A 16,362-nucleotide genomic window follows, 5' to 3' on the forward strand; every position below is an offset into this window, starting at 1 on the left:
CACATGCACATGACTTTAAGGGTCAGTGCACGAAGGTGAGGAATGTATGGCCCATACCACTACTTTAGCCGCGGAAGGCTCTGAGGGCGCGGTGATGCTCGACGGCATCCCGTCCGCTCCGACGCCGCCGTCCGCTCCTTCGGCGCCATCGCCGAACGGCTCGGGCTCCGGATCGGGCTCCGGAAGCTCGAACGGTGGATCCAGCTCCGGTCCGCGCAGACCGCTCCCGCCGTCTGGCTCGAACGACCCGAATAACCCATTTAATTCTGACGGACAGAACGGGCAGAACGGTCCACAGCAGAACCCACTGTGGTGGCAGCGTCCATGGCTATGGATGGCTCTCATAGCAGCACTGCTCGTGGGCGTGTTCTTCTTCGTGAATCAGTCGGACGTGCAGTCTATAGATACGAAGGATGGATTCTCGCTCATAGAAAGCGGAAAAGCTGAATATGTGGAGATTACGGATAACTACCAGTCTGTGAAGCTCACCCTGAAGGATGACTTTACGAAGAAGGATCCGAAGTCCACTGACCCGAATGCGAAGGAAAAGAACTACGGAAAGAAAGTCCAGTTCTACTTCTCCACGGTTCAGCGCGATGACCTGAATAAGCTGCTGAATGACGCGAAGATTACGAATGGGTATAACGTCACCATTCAGTTCAGTAATCCGTGGATGAGTATTCTCTCGTCACTCCTTCCTATAATCCTGCTCATGGGCATGATGTGGTGGGTCATGTCGCGCATCGGAGATGGAGCCGGCGGTGGAATGCTCGGCCTTCCTGGTGGAAACCGTAACAAGCGCCTGCAGGAAGCAGACATCCCGAAGACGAAGTTCGCTGACGTGGCGGGTGAAGAAGCAGCCGTAACGGAAGTGGAAGAGATTAAGGACTTCCTGAAGGATCCTACGAAGTACCGTAAGCTGGGCGCGCGCATCCCTCACGGCCTGCTGCTCTACGGTCCTCCGGGAACGGGTAAGACGCTCATCGCCCGCGCTATAGCAGGTGAAGCAGGCGTACCGTTCTACTCCATGGCGGGCTCGGACTTCGAAGAAGTCTTCGTGGGCCTGGGTGCCTCGCGCGTGCGTGAGCTCTTCGAAGAAGCGAAGAAGAATGCACCGGCTATCATCTTTATCGATGAAATCGATGCGATGGGGCGCCGCCGCTCCTCCGCTGCCTCGAATGGTAGTGGCGCTGGCGAGCAGACTCTGAATGCTCTGCTTGTAGAGATGGATGGCTTCGATACAGATACGAACGTGATCATCATCGCAGCAACGAACCGTCCAGATGTGCTGGATTCTGCGCTCACACGTCCAGGTCGCTTCGACCGCCAGGTGGCTGTAGAAGCTCCAGACTTGAAGGGCCGCGAAGACATTCTAAAGGTACATGCGAAGGGGAAGCCATTCGCTCCTGATGTGGACCTGCATCGCATCGCTGTGCTCACCCCTGGATTTACGGGTGCAGACCTCGCGAATGTGCTGAATGAGGCTGCTCTGCTGACCGCACGTGAAGATGCGGAACTCATCGACGCACGCGCTATCGATGAAGCTGTGGACCGCGTCATGAGTGGTCCACGCCGCCGCAGTAATGGCATGGCTCTCGAAGAGCTGCGAAATACCGCATACCATGAGGGTGGTCATGCTATGGTGGCTGCGGCTCTGCATCACACTGACCCGGTAACGAAGGTGACCATCCTGCCGCGTGGTCGTGCGCTCGGCTACACGGCAGTGATGCCTACGGAAGACCGCTTTAGCCAGTCTCGAAATGAGCTTCTGGACCAGATGGCGTATGCCATGGGTGGCCGTGTGGCCGAAGAAGTCGTCTTCCATGATCCTACGACCGGTGCGTCGAACGACATCGAGAAGGCGACGAATATCGCTCGCCGTATGGTGGTGGAGTTCGGCTTCTCGGATAAGCTCGGCGCTATTAAGTGGAACGACGAGTCGAACGACGGCGGCATGGACAGCCTGCAGCCGCGTAAGTACTCGGAGCGTACCGCGCAGATCATCGATGACGAGGTTCTTCAGCTCGTGGAGACCGCGCATCAGGAAGCGTATGACATCGTCATGCAGAATCGCGCGGTTTTGGATGAGCTCGTTCGTCAACTTCTCGAAAAGGAGACACTCGATGCGAAAGAATTGGCTGCTATCTTCGCTCCACTGAAGAAGGCTCCAGAACGTACCCAGTGGCTCTCTGCCTCGGACCGCGTCGTCTCGGACCTGCCACCAGTGGAGATTCCGAAGAATCTGCGCAGCTCTGTAGCGGTGGATGCGACTTCGGGAGCTCAGGAGGATGCTGAAGCTTCTACAGAAGGTGTCTCGGTACCATCGGATGATTCAGCTGAACCGCAGGAAGAAGCGCCATCGCATGACTAGAGGCGAATATAACGAGGAAGGCGTACGTAAAGCCGTGCGCCTTTTCCTCGAATCCATAGGGGAAGATCCAGACCGGGAAGGTCTTCTCGATACTCCCGACCGCATAGCACGTGCAGGTAGAGAGCTTTTTTCTGGTTTGTCTCAAGATCCGAAGGAAGTGCTCGCGAAACGCTTTACAGTGGACACGGAGGAGATGGTTCTCGTGCGGGACATCGAGCTTTACTCGGTGTGCGAGCATCATCTTCTCCCGTTCCACGGGGTGGCACATATCGGGTATATTCCTAGCGGTCATGAGGTGACCGGGCTCTCGAAGCTGGCGCGACTGGTCGATGTGTATGCGCGGCGTCCGCAAGTTCAGGAACGCCTCACCCAGCAGATAGCAGATGCGCTCGTGAATGAACTGCATGCGAAAGGCGTCATCGTCGTGACAGACTGTGAGCATCTGTGCATGTCTATGCGCGGGGTAAAAAAGTCCCAGGCGAGGACTCTCACTTCTGCAGTACGTGGCGTCATGAGAGAGAGCACTACACGCGCAGAAGCTATGCAGCTCATCCTTCAGCCGCGAGGCTAGAAGGTAGGGAAAATCGCTAGCGCGAGGAAGTAAAAAGAGAGAAGAGGGAAGGGAAAAGGGAGATTATGAGTCGTCAGGATATAAACGCTACACTGAAAAACCGTGAGCGGACACTCGTGATGGGCGTGCTAAATATTACTGAGGATTCCTTCTCTGATGGTGGGCGGTATCTCGAGCCAGAGGCAGCTCTGGCTCACGCGCGTGAGATGGTCGCGCAGGGGGCAGACATCCTCGACATCGGGGCAGAATCCACCAGACCTGGAGCAGTACGCGTGCCTGAAGAGGTAGAGAAGGAGCGCATTCTCGGTGCTGTGACTCATCTCGTGCGCGAATTCCCTGACCTCCCTTTAAGCATCGATACGACGCGTGCGAGTGTGGCACGTGCTGCTCTCGAAGCCGGTGCGCACATCATTAATGACGTCTCGGGAGGTAAGCTCGACCCTGAGCTTCCACGCGTGGTAGCCCAGTACCCAGACTGTCTCTACATCGTCCAGCACTGGCGGACGTGGCTCGGACAGGATGGGTCTGCACAGAGTGAAAAGACCACGACACACTATGCGAATGGTGTGGTGGATGATACGTATGAAGAACTCCAGTCCCAGGTCCTCGCCGTTCGTGCTGCAGGAGTACAGCCAGGCCAGATCATCATCGACCCAGGTCTCGGTTTTTCGAAACCGACCATAGACCATAATGTTCCTCTTATACTGAATACTGAGCACCTTAGCCATATGGGATATCCTGTGCTTATAGGAGCATCGCGTAAGCGTTTCGTCGCTGCCATGATCCGGGAAGCTGGACAGGAGGACAGTGAAGAAACGCGCGATATGATGACGGCATCCCTGAGCGTTATAGCAGCGGAACGGGGAGCGTGGGCAGTACGGGTACATGACGTAGCGCGAAACCGCCTCGCTATAGAAGTGGCCCAGCAGGTGCGTGCATCGAAAAATCAGCTTCTGGACCGCCTGTCCGACCAGCTGTCTCAGACCATGAACATCCCGAACATGAGCGCAGACATCAGCATAGACATCTAAGCATCTGAGCGTAGAAAAGGATAAGCAGATGGATTACATTACTCTTACAGGAGTGAGCGCCCTCGGAACACATGGAGTCCTGGACTTCGAGCATACGGACCCCCAGCCATTTGTGGTAGATGCGACCCTTTATCTCGACCTCAGTGACGCATCGCGCAGTGACGACCTAGCAGATACCGTCAGCTACGCACAGATAGCAGACCGTATCGTATCCGTTATCCAGGGCGAGCACTGTGACCTCATCGAACGCCTCGCTCAGCGCATCGCAGACAGCATTCTGCTCTTGTGGCGCGTACAGCGTACAGTGGTGACGGTCCATAAGCCGAAAGCTCCCATCGAACAGGACTTCGGGGATGTGAGCGTGACCATCGAGCGCGAACAGCCGAGCGGAGCGAGCTACGGAGACGAGAAAATTGACACTCCTACGAAAGCCTCGCAAGCAGCTGCCGAACAGACAGAACAGACAGAACAGGTACAAGACCCGCCCGAACTGCACACGGCCATCCTCGCGCTCGGGGGGAACGTGGGAGACGTGAGCCTGGCTATGCGCGAAGCTATCGTGAGCCTCGACGCGCTGCCGGGAAATCAGATTACCGGTATCTCCGCGCTGTATAGAACTGCGCCGTGGGGCGTGCCGGGCGCTGAGCCAGTGCCAGACTTTTATAACGCGGTCGTCGAGCTGAGTACGCCGCTGAGCGCACGCGAGCTGCTCGAGCACATCCACACGATAGAAGCCGAGCATGGACGCACGCGCGACGTGCACTGGGACTCACGCACACTGGACATTGATATCATAGACTTTAACGGAACAGTCAGCGCAGATCCGGATCTGACTCTTCCCCATCCGCGTGCCTGGCAGCGCGCTTTCGTTCTGCGGCCGTGGCTGGATGTTCAGCCGAACGCGCAGCTGGTGGGGGAGCATGAGGGGGCCGTAGCTGAGCTCGCCCAGCGCGCACCAGACGCGCACGCGGTGCAGCTCGAATCCCTGGACTGGATACTGCAGACGGGACGCACGAAGGAGGATGGACAGCGATGAAAGCTCAGCGCACCCCGTGGTGGCACTACGTGACACTGCTCATAGCCGGCCTGCTCGTCGGTCTCATAGCGGCCTCGTGGGCGTCTCGCCATTCGAGCGCTATGATGAGCGCGCCGTGGTATCTCACGGCATCCATCATCGGCGTGGGATTCGTGGTCCTGTGGTCGGCGTGGCAGGTGCGGCGCTTCGTAGATGGGAAGATCACGAAGATGGCGCCGGAACGCAGCGTAAACACTCTCGTTTTCGCGAAGGCACTGGGGCTGGCTGCAGCCGCGCTCGCAGGGTGGTATCTGGGGATTTTCGCCATCGTCATTCAGCATGCAGAAGTGGAGTACTTTGCTACTGTGGCGTGGCAGACGTCCGTGGCTGCTGTAGCGTGTGGAATCGATGTGGGGTTCGGTGCGCTCGGCGAGTTCTGGTGTCTCATGCCGCCAGATGGAGAGAAGAGAGACTCCGGGAAGTAAGACCACGCATACGTAACGTAAGGATTTGAGACATGACACATTTCGAACTTCGCATTCCGGTACAGGAGGCGAGTACGCGACCGGATAAAGCGCGGGACATCCAGCTGTGGATCTCGCGCGTGCCTGCGGGCAAGCGCACGCCCGTCTGGGAGCTCTCGCACACGTATACGGCGCACGAGCAGTATCCACTCGGCGCGGACCGTTTCGCGACGAACCGGAGGAATCTGTTCCTCGACGTGCTCTCTCTGCTCGATGCGGGTGCACGCGTGGAGGATGCGTCTGATGCTGTGCGCGTGAGCGAGATTCCTGAGCCTGGCGAGGAGCATACGGACGAGCAGGCACAGGACTATACGGTGGCCACGCTCAAGACTCTCGCTCAGCGTGCGGCTCGCGTCGCCGCTGATGGTTCGGGGAATGCTCGCCGTTTTAAGGATGCGCGTGCGCTGTGGCAGAAGCTGTCCGCGCATGTGGACGCCGCGCTGAAGGCGGGGCTGACTGAGCCGGTGACGAATGTGCGCAAAACGCATAATTGGAAGAAAAATCAGCCGTTTAAGGACGTGTCTGCGCATCCGGACGCATGGTACGTGCTGAACGTCTACGCGCGCTCGAATCCGAAGAAGGATGCGTTCCTGGCCGTCCGGACGCTCGGCGAGCTGTGGGCGTACGTGGCCGAGCGCGACGCGCAGGATGCCGCTACACTTAGCCGCGTCGAGCAGCAGCGCGCGGCGGCGGAAGCGAATCTCGACTATCCGACCTTCGGCGAGCTCGCGCAGCTGACCGGCGACGCGAATATGCTCGTCTTCCCGGATGACGCGAGCCTCGTGTCCTGGATTCGCGAGACTGCAGGCAGCGCGGACGAGCTCGCGCGCGAGACGCCGGTGGAAGCGCACGTTCCGCCGAGCGTGCTGGACGAGGACGACCCGGCGTACATGCCGCGCGTCTCGACCGGCACTGCTCTGCATCTGGCGAACGTTCTGGATAAGTAAAGCTAAGGCCAATTCTCGCACTGGAGAATTGGCCTTAGTCCTACAGAACGCGGGCGGTGAGCACCGTCACCGACGCAGCCGGGAGACTCAGCGTATGTGAGGCGCCCGTCTCGGCCGGCGCGTCCACTTGGTAGGAGCGGACGGCATCTGGACTCTCCGGCGTATTACAGCTGTGCGGGTCATCCGCTTCGAGACGGCGCACGCTGACCACATCCACCGGCGAGGCGAAGAGCAGCTCCACATCCGTGGCCGCATCCATGGATGCATTCACGAGGTCCACGGTGATAACGCCATCCTTCTCTGACGCGAAAGTATACACGCCCGTCTCTTTATCCTGGCGTGGGATGCTCAGCGCGCGAGCCCCGCGATGTGCCTGATACATCATGAAGACGTCATAATTCGGCGTGATGACCATATCCTCACCCTCGGTGAGGATGAGCGAATTCAGAACGTTCACCGTCTGCGCGTTACATGCCATGGTGAGCACATCACAGTGGCGCTGGAGCAGGTCGAGTGTCAGAGCCGTGGTAATGGCATCGCGCATGGTCACCTGCTGCTTGAGGGCAGGCTGAGCAGTGAAGGCACTGTAATGCCAGTTACCCCATTCGCCGAGGACGAGATCCACATGGGTGAGCTTCGAGTCGAGCGGGCCTTCCGGCTCAGGAACGCGCTGTATACTGCTGCGTACGAGTGCGGCCTGCTCCACGATGAGATCTTCGAGCTCGAGACAGCCGGAGATGACGCGATTCCAGCCCTCGCGCGTGAACTCAGTAGGCGTGTCTGCAGGGTCAGAGACATTCCAATTATAAAAATGCATGTCATACCCGTGGATAGGCGGCTGACGGTACTCGCTCAAGGATGTGAAGAAGTCCTCAGTCCACTTCACGCTTTCGCGTGGCTTATTCGAGTCGGGGCCACTGGCGATGGCATACATAGGGCTCGTCTCGAAGACACTCTGGGTAAACTTCGGCATAGCGCTGGCGAAGCGACGGTACTCATCCATGTACGTCTGTGGGGTCATAGTACCGCCTCCGGCCCACACTTCGTTCCCTATACCCCAGTACTTCACGTTATACGGCTCTGGATGGCCGTTTGCTGCGCGCAGACGAGACAGAGTCGTGTCCTCGGCGCGGTTACAGTACTCCATCCAGTCCTTCATCTCCTGAACCGTGCCGGAGAGGAGATTTATATTTATCCACGGTTCAGCGCCTATCATCTCGCACAGCTGGAGAAACTCGTCCGTGCCGAACTGGTTATCTTCGCGCTCGAAAGTACCGAAATTCTCATTAAAGGTGACGGGACGCTCCTCTCGTGGACCGATGCCGTCGCGCCAGTGGTACATGTCCGCATAGCATCCGCCTGGCCAGCGCAGCACAGGAGGCTTGAGCTGCTTCAAGGCATCGAGGACATCATTACGGTATCCCTTCGTGTTCGGGATAGGGCTGTCTTCGCCCACCCAGATGCCTTCATTAATGCAGGTGCCGAGGTACTCGATAAACTGGCCGTGGAGCTTCGGACTGATGGTGCCGATGCGCTGGGCGGGATCGATGAATATGGTCATAATGTGCTCCTTTGCAGAGGGGTGTGAGAGTAAGTGTAGCACATGTGTGTGAACGTTCACATGAGGACTTCGCGGCGATGCGTCGAGCACTCTGAGTTTTTCTGTGAGAATGGCGAGTTTGTCGTCACGAATGACTGTCTCGAGATGTGAGAAACGGCGGAATCTCGCGGTTTCTGTGTATCAAACGTTCGCTGGAGACGGTCATTCGTGACTACAAATGGACGAAAAACGGGAAAATTGGCCTACGCCTGAGCAGGAACGCGGATCATAGCCTCCTGTGCCATGGCGGCGACGAGCTCCCCGGACGCGCTGTAGACGCGGGCGTGTGCGAGTCCGCGACCATGCGCGGCCACAGGAGTGTCCTGCACGTACAGGTGCCACGTGTTCATGTCCACATTCTGATACCACCACATGGAGTGGTCGAGGCTCGCGAAACTCATGCCCGGAGCGCTGAAATCCAGCTGCGCGCGGCGGACGATAGGCTCCATCATGATCTGGTCGCAGCCGAGGGCGAGGAGCGCGCGATGCAGCGTCTGCCCGGCGAGCGTATCCGCGGACGGCGCCGTGCCGTCGAGCTTCATCCAGACGAGCTGACGGCCGGACGGTTCGCCCGTCTGCGGTGCGCCCAGAATGACGGACGGCGTGACGTGCCGGATGTCGAATGCGGACTTATGCGCGTAGTAGTCCGCGAACGGCGAGTGCTGGGCGAGCGGCGTCATGAGCTGCTGTGCGCTGGGCAATTCTTCCGGATCTGGCACGTTCTCAGGCATAACGTCGGCGTACTCGAAGCCGCTCTGACCAGGTTCCTGGAAGCTCGCGATGGCGGTAAGTATGGCACCATGACTCTGGGTGACATTCACGCGGCGGCTCGAAAACGAGCGACCATCCCTCAGGTTCTCCACGTGGAATGTCACATCCTGATGAATATCTCCAGGGCTGATGAAGTAGCCATGAAGAGAGTGGGGGAGTCTGTCTGGCGTGGTGAGGCTTGCTGCCATAACAGACTGGGCGAGAACCTGTCCGCCATAGACGCGACCAGTGGGGAAGTAGAGGGATGGAGCAGTGAAGGTGCTTTCTTCGGAAGGCTGTGCAGCGAGGTCTAGGACGCTCAGAAGGTTTTCGAGAGGAGTAGAAGTCATGGGTATTAGTGTAGTGCATGTGGGGCGACGAGGTGGAGTGCGCGAACGGCATATGCGCACGTGGCCTGTGAAAGCTGAGGAAGAATTGGCCACAAGCGTAAGAATTATGAATGCTGACGAATGATGCACGCCCTCGTGTAAAATGAATACGCGAACGCCCGCCGATATACGCGAAGAGGGGAGAGCCATGCGCGTAGCTGTCATAGACGATGTCCCGCAGGAAGCGGACGCCACGCGGGCATTAGTCGAGCGCGCGGCCGGCGCTGACTCGGACCTGAGCGCGCATGCAGACGCCGAAACGGCAGACATCACGCTCTTCTCCTCCGGCTCGGAATTTCTCGATACATACCCGCGCGGACACGGCTTCGACGTCATCTTCCTGGACATCGAAATGCCCGGCCTCGACGGCATGGAGACCGCGCGCAAAATCCGCGAGTATGACACGAACGCCATCATCATCTTCACCACACGCATGGCGCAGTACGCCGTGGCGGGATACGCGGTGGATGCTATCAGTTATCTCGTCAAGCCCATCGCGCAGCCGGAATTCGCGCTCGCGTGGCGTAAAGTCCAGCGCATTCTCAGCTCGCGCACGTCTCTCCAGGTGCCCATCGAATCCACCACGGGCACTATCTTCCTGAACTCCGACGATATCCTCTATGTGGACGTGCGGTCTCACATGCTGTACTACCATACGACGCGCGGCACGTATACCGCGTGGAAGAGTCTCACAGCAGCAGCAGAGGAACTGAAAGATTACGATTTCGCGGTCATCAGCCGCTATGTCATGGTGAACATCGCACACGTGACGAAGATAGACACCTCGACCGGGGACATCGACGTGGAGGGGGAGATCTTCCGCGTGTCGCGCTCGAAGAAGAAGGACGTGGCACAGCGGCTGCTGGACTTCCATGCGCGTGGATAGCGCGGGGAGATAGAGAATCATGGATTTTTCCTACATTACATTCCCCTTTGAAACGCTTCTGGCGGTGCTCCTCGTCTCGAGCCATCAGAAACTGAAGTACGGCTGGCCTCCGCGCATTAAAGCAGGCATCACCTTCGGACTCGTTACGCTGCTCTACTTCGTTCTGGGACTGAGCGCGAACCAGTCGGGATACACCATCGACACGGTGGAGATGCTGTATCTGCCCTTCATCTGCATTCTGTATCTCGGATTCGCGGCCGCGCTCGCCGTCATCGTGCAGCAGCTCTATGATGTGACTCCTGTCGAAGCGCTGGTGACTATGGTGATGGGCTATGGTCTGCAGCACCTCTCGGTGGGGATAGTGAATACGTTTTTGCGTGCGGTTCCGCTGCAGACGCTGGGATCTGGTCTGGGTTCTGGTCTGGGTGGGGCCGGAAGCATGGCTGCAGTGGGCGAACTCGCCGCAGATACTGCACGTATCCTCATTATGGCTGTCTGCTATGCCATCGCGTACCACTGGCTCACTCCGCGCTTCCACATTCACGTGGAAGCTGTGCAGCAGTCCATGCGCTGGGTGTGGCTCAGTGTCTTCATCCTGAGCTCGGCCATCGTCTTTAACATGGTGCTGACCATCGAAGTGACGTCGCACGCGGGAGGCGCTGCGGCGTCTTCGCTCGGCGCTATGGGCACGGGCGGTCTGGCTGCACTCGGTATGACGGGTCCGGTCGTTCCACTCGCTGTGGAATACAGCTTCCGCATTATGGACTTCCTGTGCACGCTCCTCGGAATGTCTGTGCTTCTCCTCGTCTCCACGCGCGACCAGCTGATGAGTGACCTCGACATGCTGACGCATCTGAATGAAGCGAAAGTGCAGCATTACGATATGAGCCGTGAGAATATGGAACTCGTGAATGCGAAATTCCACGATGTGAGAAAGAGTCTCGCTTCGGTGCGCGCCACCATCCAGAATCTCGACGGGCTGTCCGGCGTGGATAGCGATGCGCTGAACGTTCCAGCTGAATCGCTCAAGTCCATGCAGGAGCTGGAAAACGCCATCCGCATTTACGACTCCATCTTCCAGACGGGCGACGACTTCATCGACTCCGTTCTGACCGAAAAGAGCCTGTACTGCAGCGCGCACAGCATCCGTTTTAACGCGATGGTAGACGGCCGCGCGTTCAGCTTCCTCGAGCCGGCAGACGTGGCCGCGCTTTTCGGGAACATCATCGATAACGCCATCGAGGCTGTGGAGAGCTCGAGTCTTCCGGACGAGCAGCGCGTCATCGAGCTGAGCGCTCACGTATCCGGCGGGTATGCCGTTTTATCCTCGTCCAATTTTTACACTGGCTCAGTGACCATATCCAGTGAAACGGGCCTGCCCGTCAGCGCAAAGACAGACTCCAGATTCCACGGCTATGGCATGAAGTCCATAGCTGCGGTGGTGCAGGAGCGCGGAGGCCAGGTGAACGTCCAGGCAGATAATGACGCGCACATCTTCGAGATTCGCGTGGTGCTGCCTGTGGAGTAGGACGTGGGGGATGTGTGCTACTCTAAGAGCACACGAGAACACGATGGAGGTGTGCACATGAAGGACTATGTGCTAAATAATGGTGTAAAAATCCCGTCCATAGGCTTTGGAACATTCCTCGCGAAGGATGGTGAAGAGACCTACCGCGCGGTGCGCGCAGCGCTCGATGCGGGATACCGTCACATCGACACCGCTGCCATTTATGGAAATGAAGTGAGCGTGGGGCGCGCGCTCGCCGATAGCGGTGTGGCGCGTGAGGATATCTTCGTCACCACAAAGCTGTGGAATGATAACCACACAGCTGAGCAGGCACACGCAGCGCTCGACGAGTCTCTCACGAAGCTCGGCCTCGACTATGTGGATCTTTACCTCGTCCACTGGCCGAACCCATCGTCCGTCCGCTCTGAACGTGGTGCAGACGGCTGGAAAGAACGGAACGCTGCCGTCTGGTCTGCCATGGAGGCGGATCTCGACGCAGGAAAGACACGTGCCCTCGGCGTGAGTAACTTTATGAAGCACCACCTCGATGAGCTTTTGAAGACTGCACGCGTGACTCCTGCAGTGAATCAGATACGCCTCGCCCCAGGGGTCTACCAGACTGAAGCTATAGAGGCGAGCCGTGCGCACGGTATTCTTCTCGAAGCATGGGGTCCTCTCGGTCAGGGTGAGCTGTTCGCGAACGAGACGGTGCGTGCCATGGCGGATAAGTACGGGAAGACTGTGGCTCAGCTGGCTGTGGCGTGGAGCCTGCAGAACGGCTTCCTTCCACTGCCGAAGTCGGTGACGCCAGAGCGCATCGCGAGTAATCTCGACGCGCTGGACGTGACGCTCAGTGCAGAAGACATGGAGACGCTGAAGAACCTGCCTGTACAGCAGGGTGCAGATGACCCGGATGTGGTCAGCTGGTAAGTGCGAGCTGGTAAAGCGAAGGGGTTTCGGATAGTCACATCAGACTATCCGAAACCCCTTCGCTTGCGTTTTACGCGCGAGAACTTACGCCACTCTACACGCGCGTGAGCTTGCGGTGGATGCGGTGAGGCTTCGAAGCTTCTTCACCGAGGCGTGCCACCTTATTCTCCTGGTACGCCTGGAAGTTACCTTCGAACCAGAACCAGCGTGCTGGATTCTCGTCGTCACCTTCCCATGCGAGGATGTGCGTGGCCACGCGGTCGAGGAACCAGCGGTCGTGGGAGACGACCACAGCGCAGCCTGGGAATGCTTCGAGAGCATTTTCGAGGCTTTCGAGAGTCTCCACGTCCAGGTCGTTCGTCGGTTCATCGAGCAGAAGGAGGTTTCCACCCTGCTTCAAGGTCAGAGCCAGGTTCAAGCGGTTACGCTCACCACCGGAGAGCACACCCGTCAGCTTCTGCTGGTCCGCGCCCTTAAAGCCGAAGCTCGCCACATAGGCGCGGGTAGGTACTTCCACTCCGCCCACTTCGATGAAGTCGAGTCCGTCCGATACAGCTTCCCACAGGTTCTTCTGAGGATCCAGTCCAGCGCGGTTCTGATCCACATACGAGATGGATACCGTCTCACCCACCTTCAGCTCGCCGCCGGAGAGCTCTTCGAGCCCCACGATGGTCTTAAAGAGGGTGGACTTACCCACGCCGTTCGGACCGATGACGCCCACGATACCATTACGTGGCAGAGAGAAGCTCAGGTCGTCGATGAGCACACGGTCACCGAACGCCTTATGAATGTGGTTCGCTTCCAGAACTGTGGAGCCCAGACGTGGCCCAGGTGGGATCTGAATCTCGGAGAAGTCCAGCTTCTTCGAGTTACGTGCTTCCTGCTCCATCTGGTCATAGCGTTCCAGACGAGCCTTATTCTTCGCCTGGCGGCCCTTCGGGGAGGTACGTACCCAGTCCAGCTCGCTCTTGAGGCGCTTAGCCAGCTTCGCATCCTTCTGGCCCTGGACCTCCAGACGCTTCGCCTTCGTCTCGAGGTAGGTCGTGTAGTTACCCTTATATGGGAAGAGCTGACCACGGTCCACTTCGCAGATCCACTCCGCCACGTTATCGAGGAAGTAGCGGTCGTGGGTGACGGCGAGGACAGCACCAGGGTAGTTGTGGAGGAATTGCTCAAGCCACAGGATGGACTCAGCGTCCAGATGGTTCGTCGGTTCGTCGAGCAGAAGCAGGTCTGGAGCTTCCAGCAGCAGCTTACACAGCGCCACGCGGCGGCGCTCACCGCCGGACAGCACGCTCACGGACGCATCCGGGTCCGGGCACTGCAGTGCATCCATAGCCTGCTCTATCTGGTTATCCAGATCCCACGCGTTCTTTGCGTCTATCTCTTCCTGCAGTGTGCCCATCTCGGCCATAAGCGCGTCGAAATCTGCATCCGGATCTGCCATCTCGATGCCTATCTCGTTAAAACGCTTAATCTTCGCATACAGGTCACCGTAGGCCAGGCGCACGTTCTCGATAACCGTCTTATCCTCATCCAGAGGTGGCTCCTGCTGCAGAATGCCCACGGTATATCCCGGGGTTAGACCTGCTTCACCGTTCGACAGCTCGGTGGTGCCCGCCATGATCTTCAGCAGGGTAGACTTACCCATACCGTTCGGTCCCACCACGCCTATCTTCGCGCCAGGCAGGAAGCTCAGGGTCACGTTATCGAGGATGACACGGTCGCCGAAAGCCTTGCGAGCGTTAATCATCTGATAAATAAACTCAGCCATGTTTTCCTATTCGTTCTTTTAGTCAGTGTGCGCTCGAAAAATGCGCATATTCCTCTTTATTTTCGCATAAAAGACCGACAGTGCGGGGTGGGGCTGCTCCCGGGACGCGCTATAAATTTTATCTATTATGCCGAGGGTGATTTTCCGCGTTTTAGTCGTGCTTTCCTCCCTGTGCTCACGATACACTAGAGAGGTACTTGTGAATTAATGAGAGAAAAAGAAATAAGAGTTTATGAATCTTTCTAAAAATCTGAAGAAAATAGCCATCGCGGCTGTGGCCGGCGCTTCGGCAGTGCTGCTCGCCGCATGTGGTGGAATTGGCAGTCAGCAGAACGCATCCGAGGCATCCGCGCAGGCGAACCCAGACGCCGTCATCACGGTAAACAGTGTGGAGCCTACGGGCGAGCTGCTTCCGGGAAACGTCTCGGACACCGCGAGCTGGAAGATAGCCACGCAGCTGTTCGACGGCCTGGTCACCTTTACGAATAAGGGCGAGCTCGTCATGGACGAAGCCGAATCCATCACGCCGAACGAGGATGCGTCCGTCTATACCATCAAGCTGAAGAGCGGGCTGAAGTTCTCCGACGGCGAGGCCATCACCGCGAAGACCTACGCGCGCTCGTGGTCGTACGCGGCGAACGCGACGAACGCTCAGGTGGGCGCGTCCATCTTCTCGACGATTAAGGGCTACGACGAGCTGCAGCAGGACGGCGTGGATGCGAACGCACAGCTGTCCGGCCTGCGCGTGGTGGACGACCAGACGCTCGAAGTGACGCTGAACGCGCCAGATTCCTCCTTCTCGTATAAGGTGGGCGACGTGGCGTTCCTGCCTATCCCATCCGTGGCATATAAGGATATCCACGGTTTCGGAAAGAATCCTACCGTCTCGAACGGCCCGTACGTGCTCGACGCGTGGAACATCGGTAAGGACATCAAGCTGAAGAAGAATCCGCAGTATTCGGGCGTGCGCGCTCCGAAGAACGCTGGCATAGACTTCGTGGTCTACGATTCGCTCGACACCGCATACTCGGACCTGCAGGGCGGAAACCTCGACGTTCTGGACACCATTCCTACGTCTGCTCTCGGCACGTATATGACCGAGTCGAGCATTCAGGCCTTCTCGGACAGCTCGTCCGCGTTTAAGTCCATCACCATTCCGCAGAACCTCGCACACTTCTCGGGTGAGGAGGGCGCGCTGCGTCGTCAGGCTATCTCTTATGCCATCGACCGCGACGGCGTCATTCAGAAGATTCTGTCCGGCGCGGCTACTCCTGCTACGGACTTCCTGGCTCCGGTAATCGCCGGGTATTCGAAGGATTTGAGCGGTTCGGACGTTCTGAAGTACGACGCCGCGAAGGCGAAGCAGCTCTGGGCACAGGCGGATGCCATTTCGCCATGGAGCGGTACGTTCAGCATCGGCTATAACGCGGACGGCCCGTATAAGGCTTGGGTGGATGCTGTGGCCAATTCTATCGCTAACTCCCTCGGCATCGAAGCGACTGGAAATCCGTATCCTACGAGTAAGGACTTCGCTTCTGCGGTAAACCAACGCCAGGTGGGTGGGGCATTCCGCTCTGGACTGCAGTCGGACTATCCACATCCAGAAGGCTACCTCTTCCAGGCGTATGATTCTGCTTCTGCAGATGGTAAGGGTCTGAATAATGGTGACTATAAGTCTGCTGAGTTTGATGGGCTCATGGATAAGGCTGCTGCGCAGACCTCGCTGAACGACGCGATAAAGACCTACCAGCAGTCCGAAGAGCTTCTGCTCAAGGATCTGCCAGTGATTCCACTTTGGTATGATAACGTCTCCGCAGGGGCGACCAAGCAGATGAAGACCGTGAAGTTTAACTACATGGGTCTGCCGTCGTACTACGAGCTGGAGAAGAGCAAGTAAAGTACTGGCGAAGGCCGAGCTTTCGGCTCGGCCGCACGCGCGCACACCCTCACGCCCTCGGGAAAATACACGACACAGCTCACGACACAGAGCCTGAGCCGTGTGGATATTTTCCCGAGGGTTTGTTACACTAAAACACGTGACTTCACAGACATGGCTGTATCCCTCTA

At 57.9% G+C, this 16,362-nt stretch carries 14 protein-coding genes; 11 read left to right on the plus strand and 3 right to left on the minus strand.

The features are described 5' to 3' along the window. Nucleotides 1-94: 94 nt before the first annotated feature. The 6 genes from ftsH (at nt 95) to ALMA_RS01975 (ending at nt 6,459) form a co-directional block, all read left to right on the plus strand. The gene (ftsH, locus tag ALMA_RS01950; protein ID WP_094726190.1) at nt 95-2,371 is read left to right on the plus strand and encodes an ATP-dependent zinc metalloprotease FtsH; all 2,277 of its coding nucleotides are present in this window, start codon (nt 95-97) and stop codon (nt 2,369-2,371) included. Continuing rightward, the gene (gene folE / locus ALMA_RS01955; protein ID WP_094726143.1) at nt 2,364-2,942 is read left to right on the plus strand and encodes a GTP cyclohydrolase I FolE; all 579 of its coding nucleotides are present in this window, start codon (nt 2,364-2,366) and stop codon (nt 2,940-2,942) included. The genes ftsH and folE overlap by 8 nt, the downstream gene beginning before the upstream one ends. Before the next feature lie 65 nt (nt 2,943-3,007). Then, on the plus strand, nt 3,008-3,973 hold the full coding sequence (folP, locus tag ALMA_RS01960) for a dihydropteroate synthase (RefSeq protein ID WP_094726144.1): 966 nt from the start codon (nt 3,008-3,010) through the stop codon (nt 3,971-3,973). A gap of 28 nt (nt 3,974-4,001) precedes the next feature. Next, entirely contained in the window at nt 4,002-5,009 is a 1,008-nt protein-coding gene (gene folK, locus ALMA_RS01965) for a 2-amino-4-hydroxy-6-hydroxymethyldihydropteridine diphosphokinase (protein WP_094726145.1), read from the plus strand. Further along, nucleotides 5,006-5,473: a DUF3180 domain-containing protein gene (locus ALMA_RS01970; protein WP_094726146.1), complete on the plus strand. Its 468-nt coding sequence runs from the start codon at nt 5,006-5,008 to the stop codon at nt 5,471-5,473. The genes folK and ALMA_RS01970 overlap by 4 nt, the downstream gene beginning before the upstream one ends. A gap of 32 nt (nt 5,474-5,505) precedes the next feature. After that, a complete protein-coding gene (locus tag ALMA_RS01975; RefSeq protein ID WP_094726147.1) occupies nt 5,506-6,459 on the plus strand; it encodes a hypothetical protein in 954 nt (317 codons plus the stop codon). Between the two features lie 40 nt (nt 6,460-6,499). Here the strand turns inward: ALMA_RS01975 and ALMA_RS01980 are convergent, their stop codons facing one another. Next, nucleotides 6,500-8,020 (minus strand): alpha-N-arabinofuranosidase, encoded by a 1,521-nt coding sequence (locus ALMA_RS01980; RefSeq protein WP_094726148.1) that lies wholly within the window; start codon nt 8,018-8,020, stop codon nt 6,500-6,502. 242 nt (nt 8,021-8,262) lie between these two features. Next, the gene (locus ALMA_RS01985; RefSeq protein WP_094726149.1) at nt 8,263-9,159 is read right to left on the minus strand and encodes an acyl-CoA thioesterase; all 897 of its coding nucleotides are present in this window, start codon (nt 9,157-9,159) and stop codon (nt 8,263-8,265) included. Between ALMA_RS01985 and ALMA_RS08300 the strand changes: the two genes are divergently transcribed. The 4 genes from ALMA_RS08300 to ALMA_RS02000 all read left to right on the plus strand — a co-directional run bounded on the left by ALMA_RS08300 (nt 9,158) and on the right by ALMA_RS02000 (nt 12,521). Next, nucleotides 9,158-9,283, plus strand: a complete 126-nt coding sequence (locus ALMA_RS08300; RefSeq protein ID WP_275542022.1) for a hypothetical protein — start codon at nt 9,158-9,160, stop codon at nt 9,281-9,283. The two genes, ALMA_RS01985 and ALMA_RS08300, sit on opposite strands and share 2 nt — an antisense overlap. A 63-nt stretch (nt 9,284-9,346) precedes the next feature. After that, nucleotides 9,347-10,084: a LytR/AlgR family response regulator transcription factor gene (locus tag ALMA_RS01990; RefSeq protein WP_158520630.1), complete on the plus strand. Its 738-nt coding sequence runs from the start codon at nt 9,347-9,349 to the stop codon at nt 10,082-10,084. A gap of 19 nt (nt 10,085-10,103) precedes the next feature. Continuing rightward, entirely contained in the window at nt 10,104-11,612 is a 1,509-nt protein-coding gene (locus tag ALMA_RS01995; protein WP_094726151.1) for an ATP-binding protein, read from the plus strand. A gap of 57 nt (nt 11,613-11,669) precedes the next feature. Further along, complete coding sequence (locus ALMA_RS02000) at nt 11,670-12,521, plus strand: aldo/keto reductase (protein ID WP_094726152.1); 852 nt, start codon at nt 11,670-11,672, stop codon at nt 12,519-12,521. Nucleotides 12,522-12,615: 94 nt separating this feature from the next. Here ALMA_RS02000 and ettA read toward each other — a convergent pair whose 3' ends face one another. Continuing rightward, nucleotides 12,616-14,295: an energy-dependent translational throttle protein EttA gene (gene ettA, locus ALMA_RS02005; protein WP_086106970.1), complete on the minus strand. Its 1,680-nt coding sequence runs from the start codon at nt 14,293-14,295 to the stop codon at nt 12,616-12,618. A 232-nt stretch (nt 14,296-14,527) separates the two neighbouring features. On the opposite strand from ettA, the gene ALMA_RS02010 reads away from it, so the two are divergent. Next, the gene (locus ALMA_RS02010; RefSeq protein ID WP_094726153.1) at nt 14,528-16,192 is read left to right on the plus strand and encodes a peptide ABC transporter substrate-binding protein; all 1,665 of its coding nucleotides are present in this window, start codon (nt 14,528-14,530) and stop codon (nt 16,190-16,192) included. The last annotated feature ends 170 nt before the right edge of the window (nt 16,193-16,362 follow it).

The organism is Alloscardovia macacae, assembly GCF_002259705.1.
GTDB lineage: Bacteria > Actinomycetota > Actinomycetes > Actinomycetales > Bifidobacteriaceae > Alloscardovia > Alloscardovia macacae.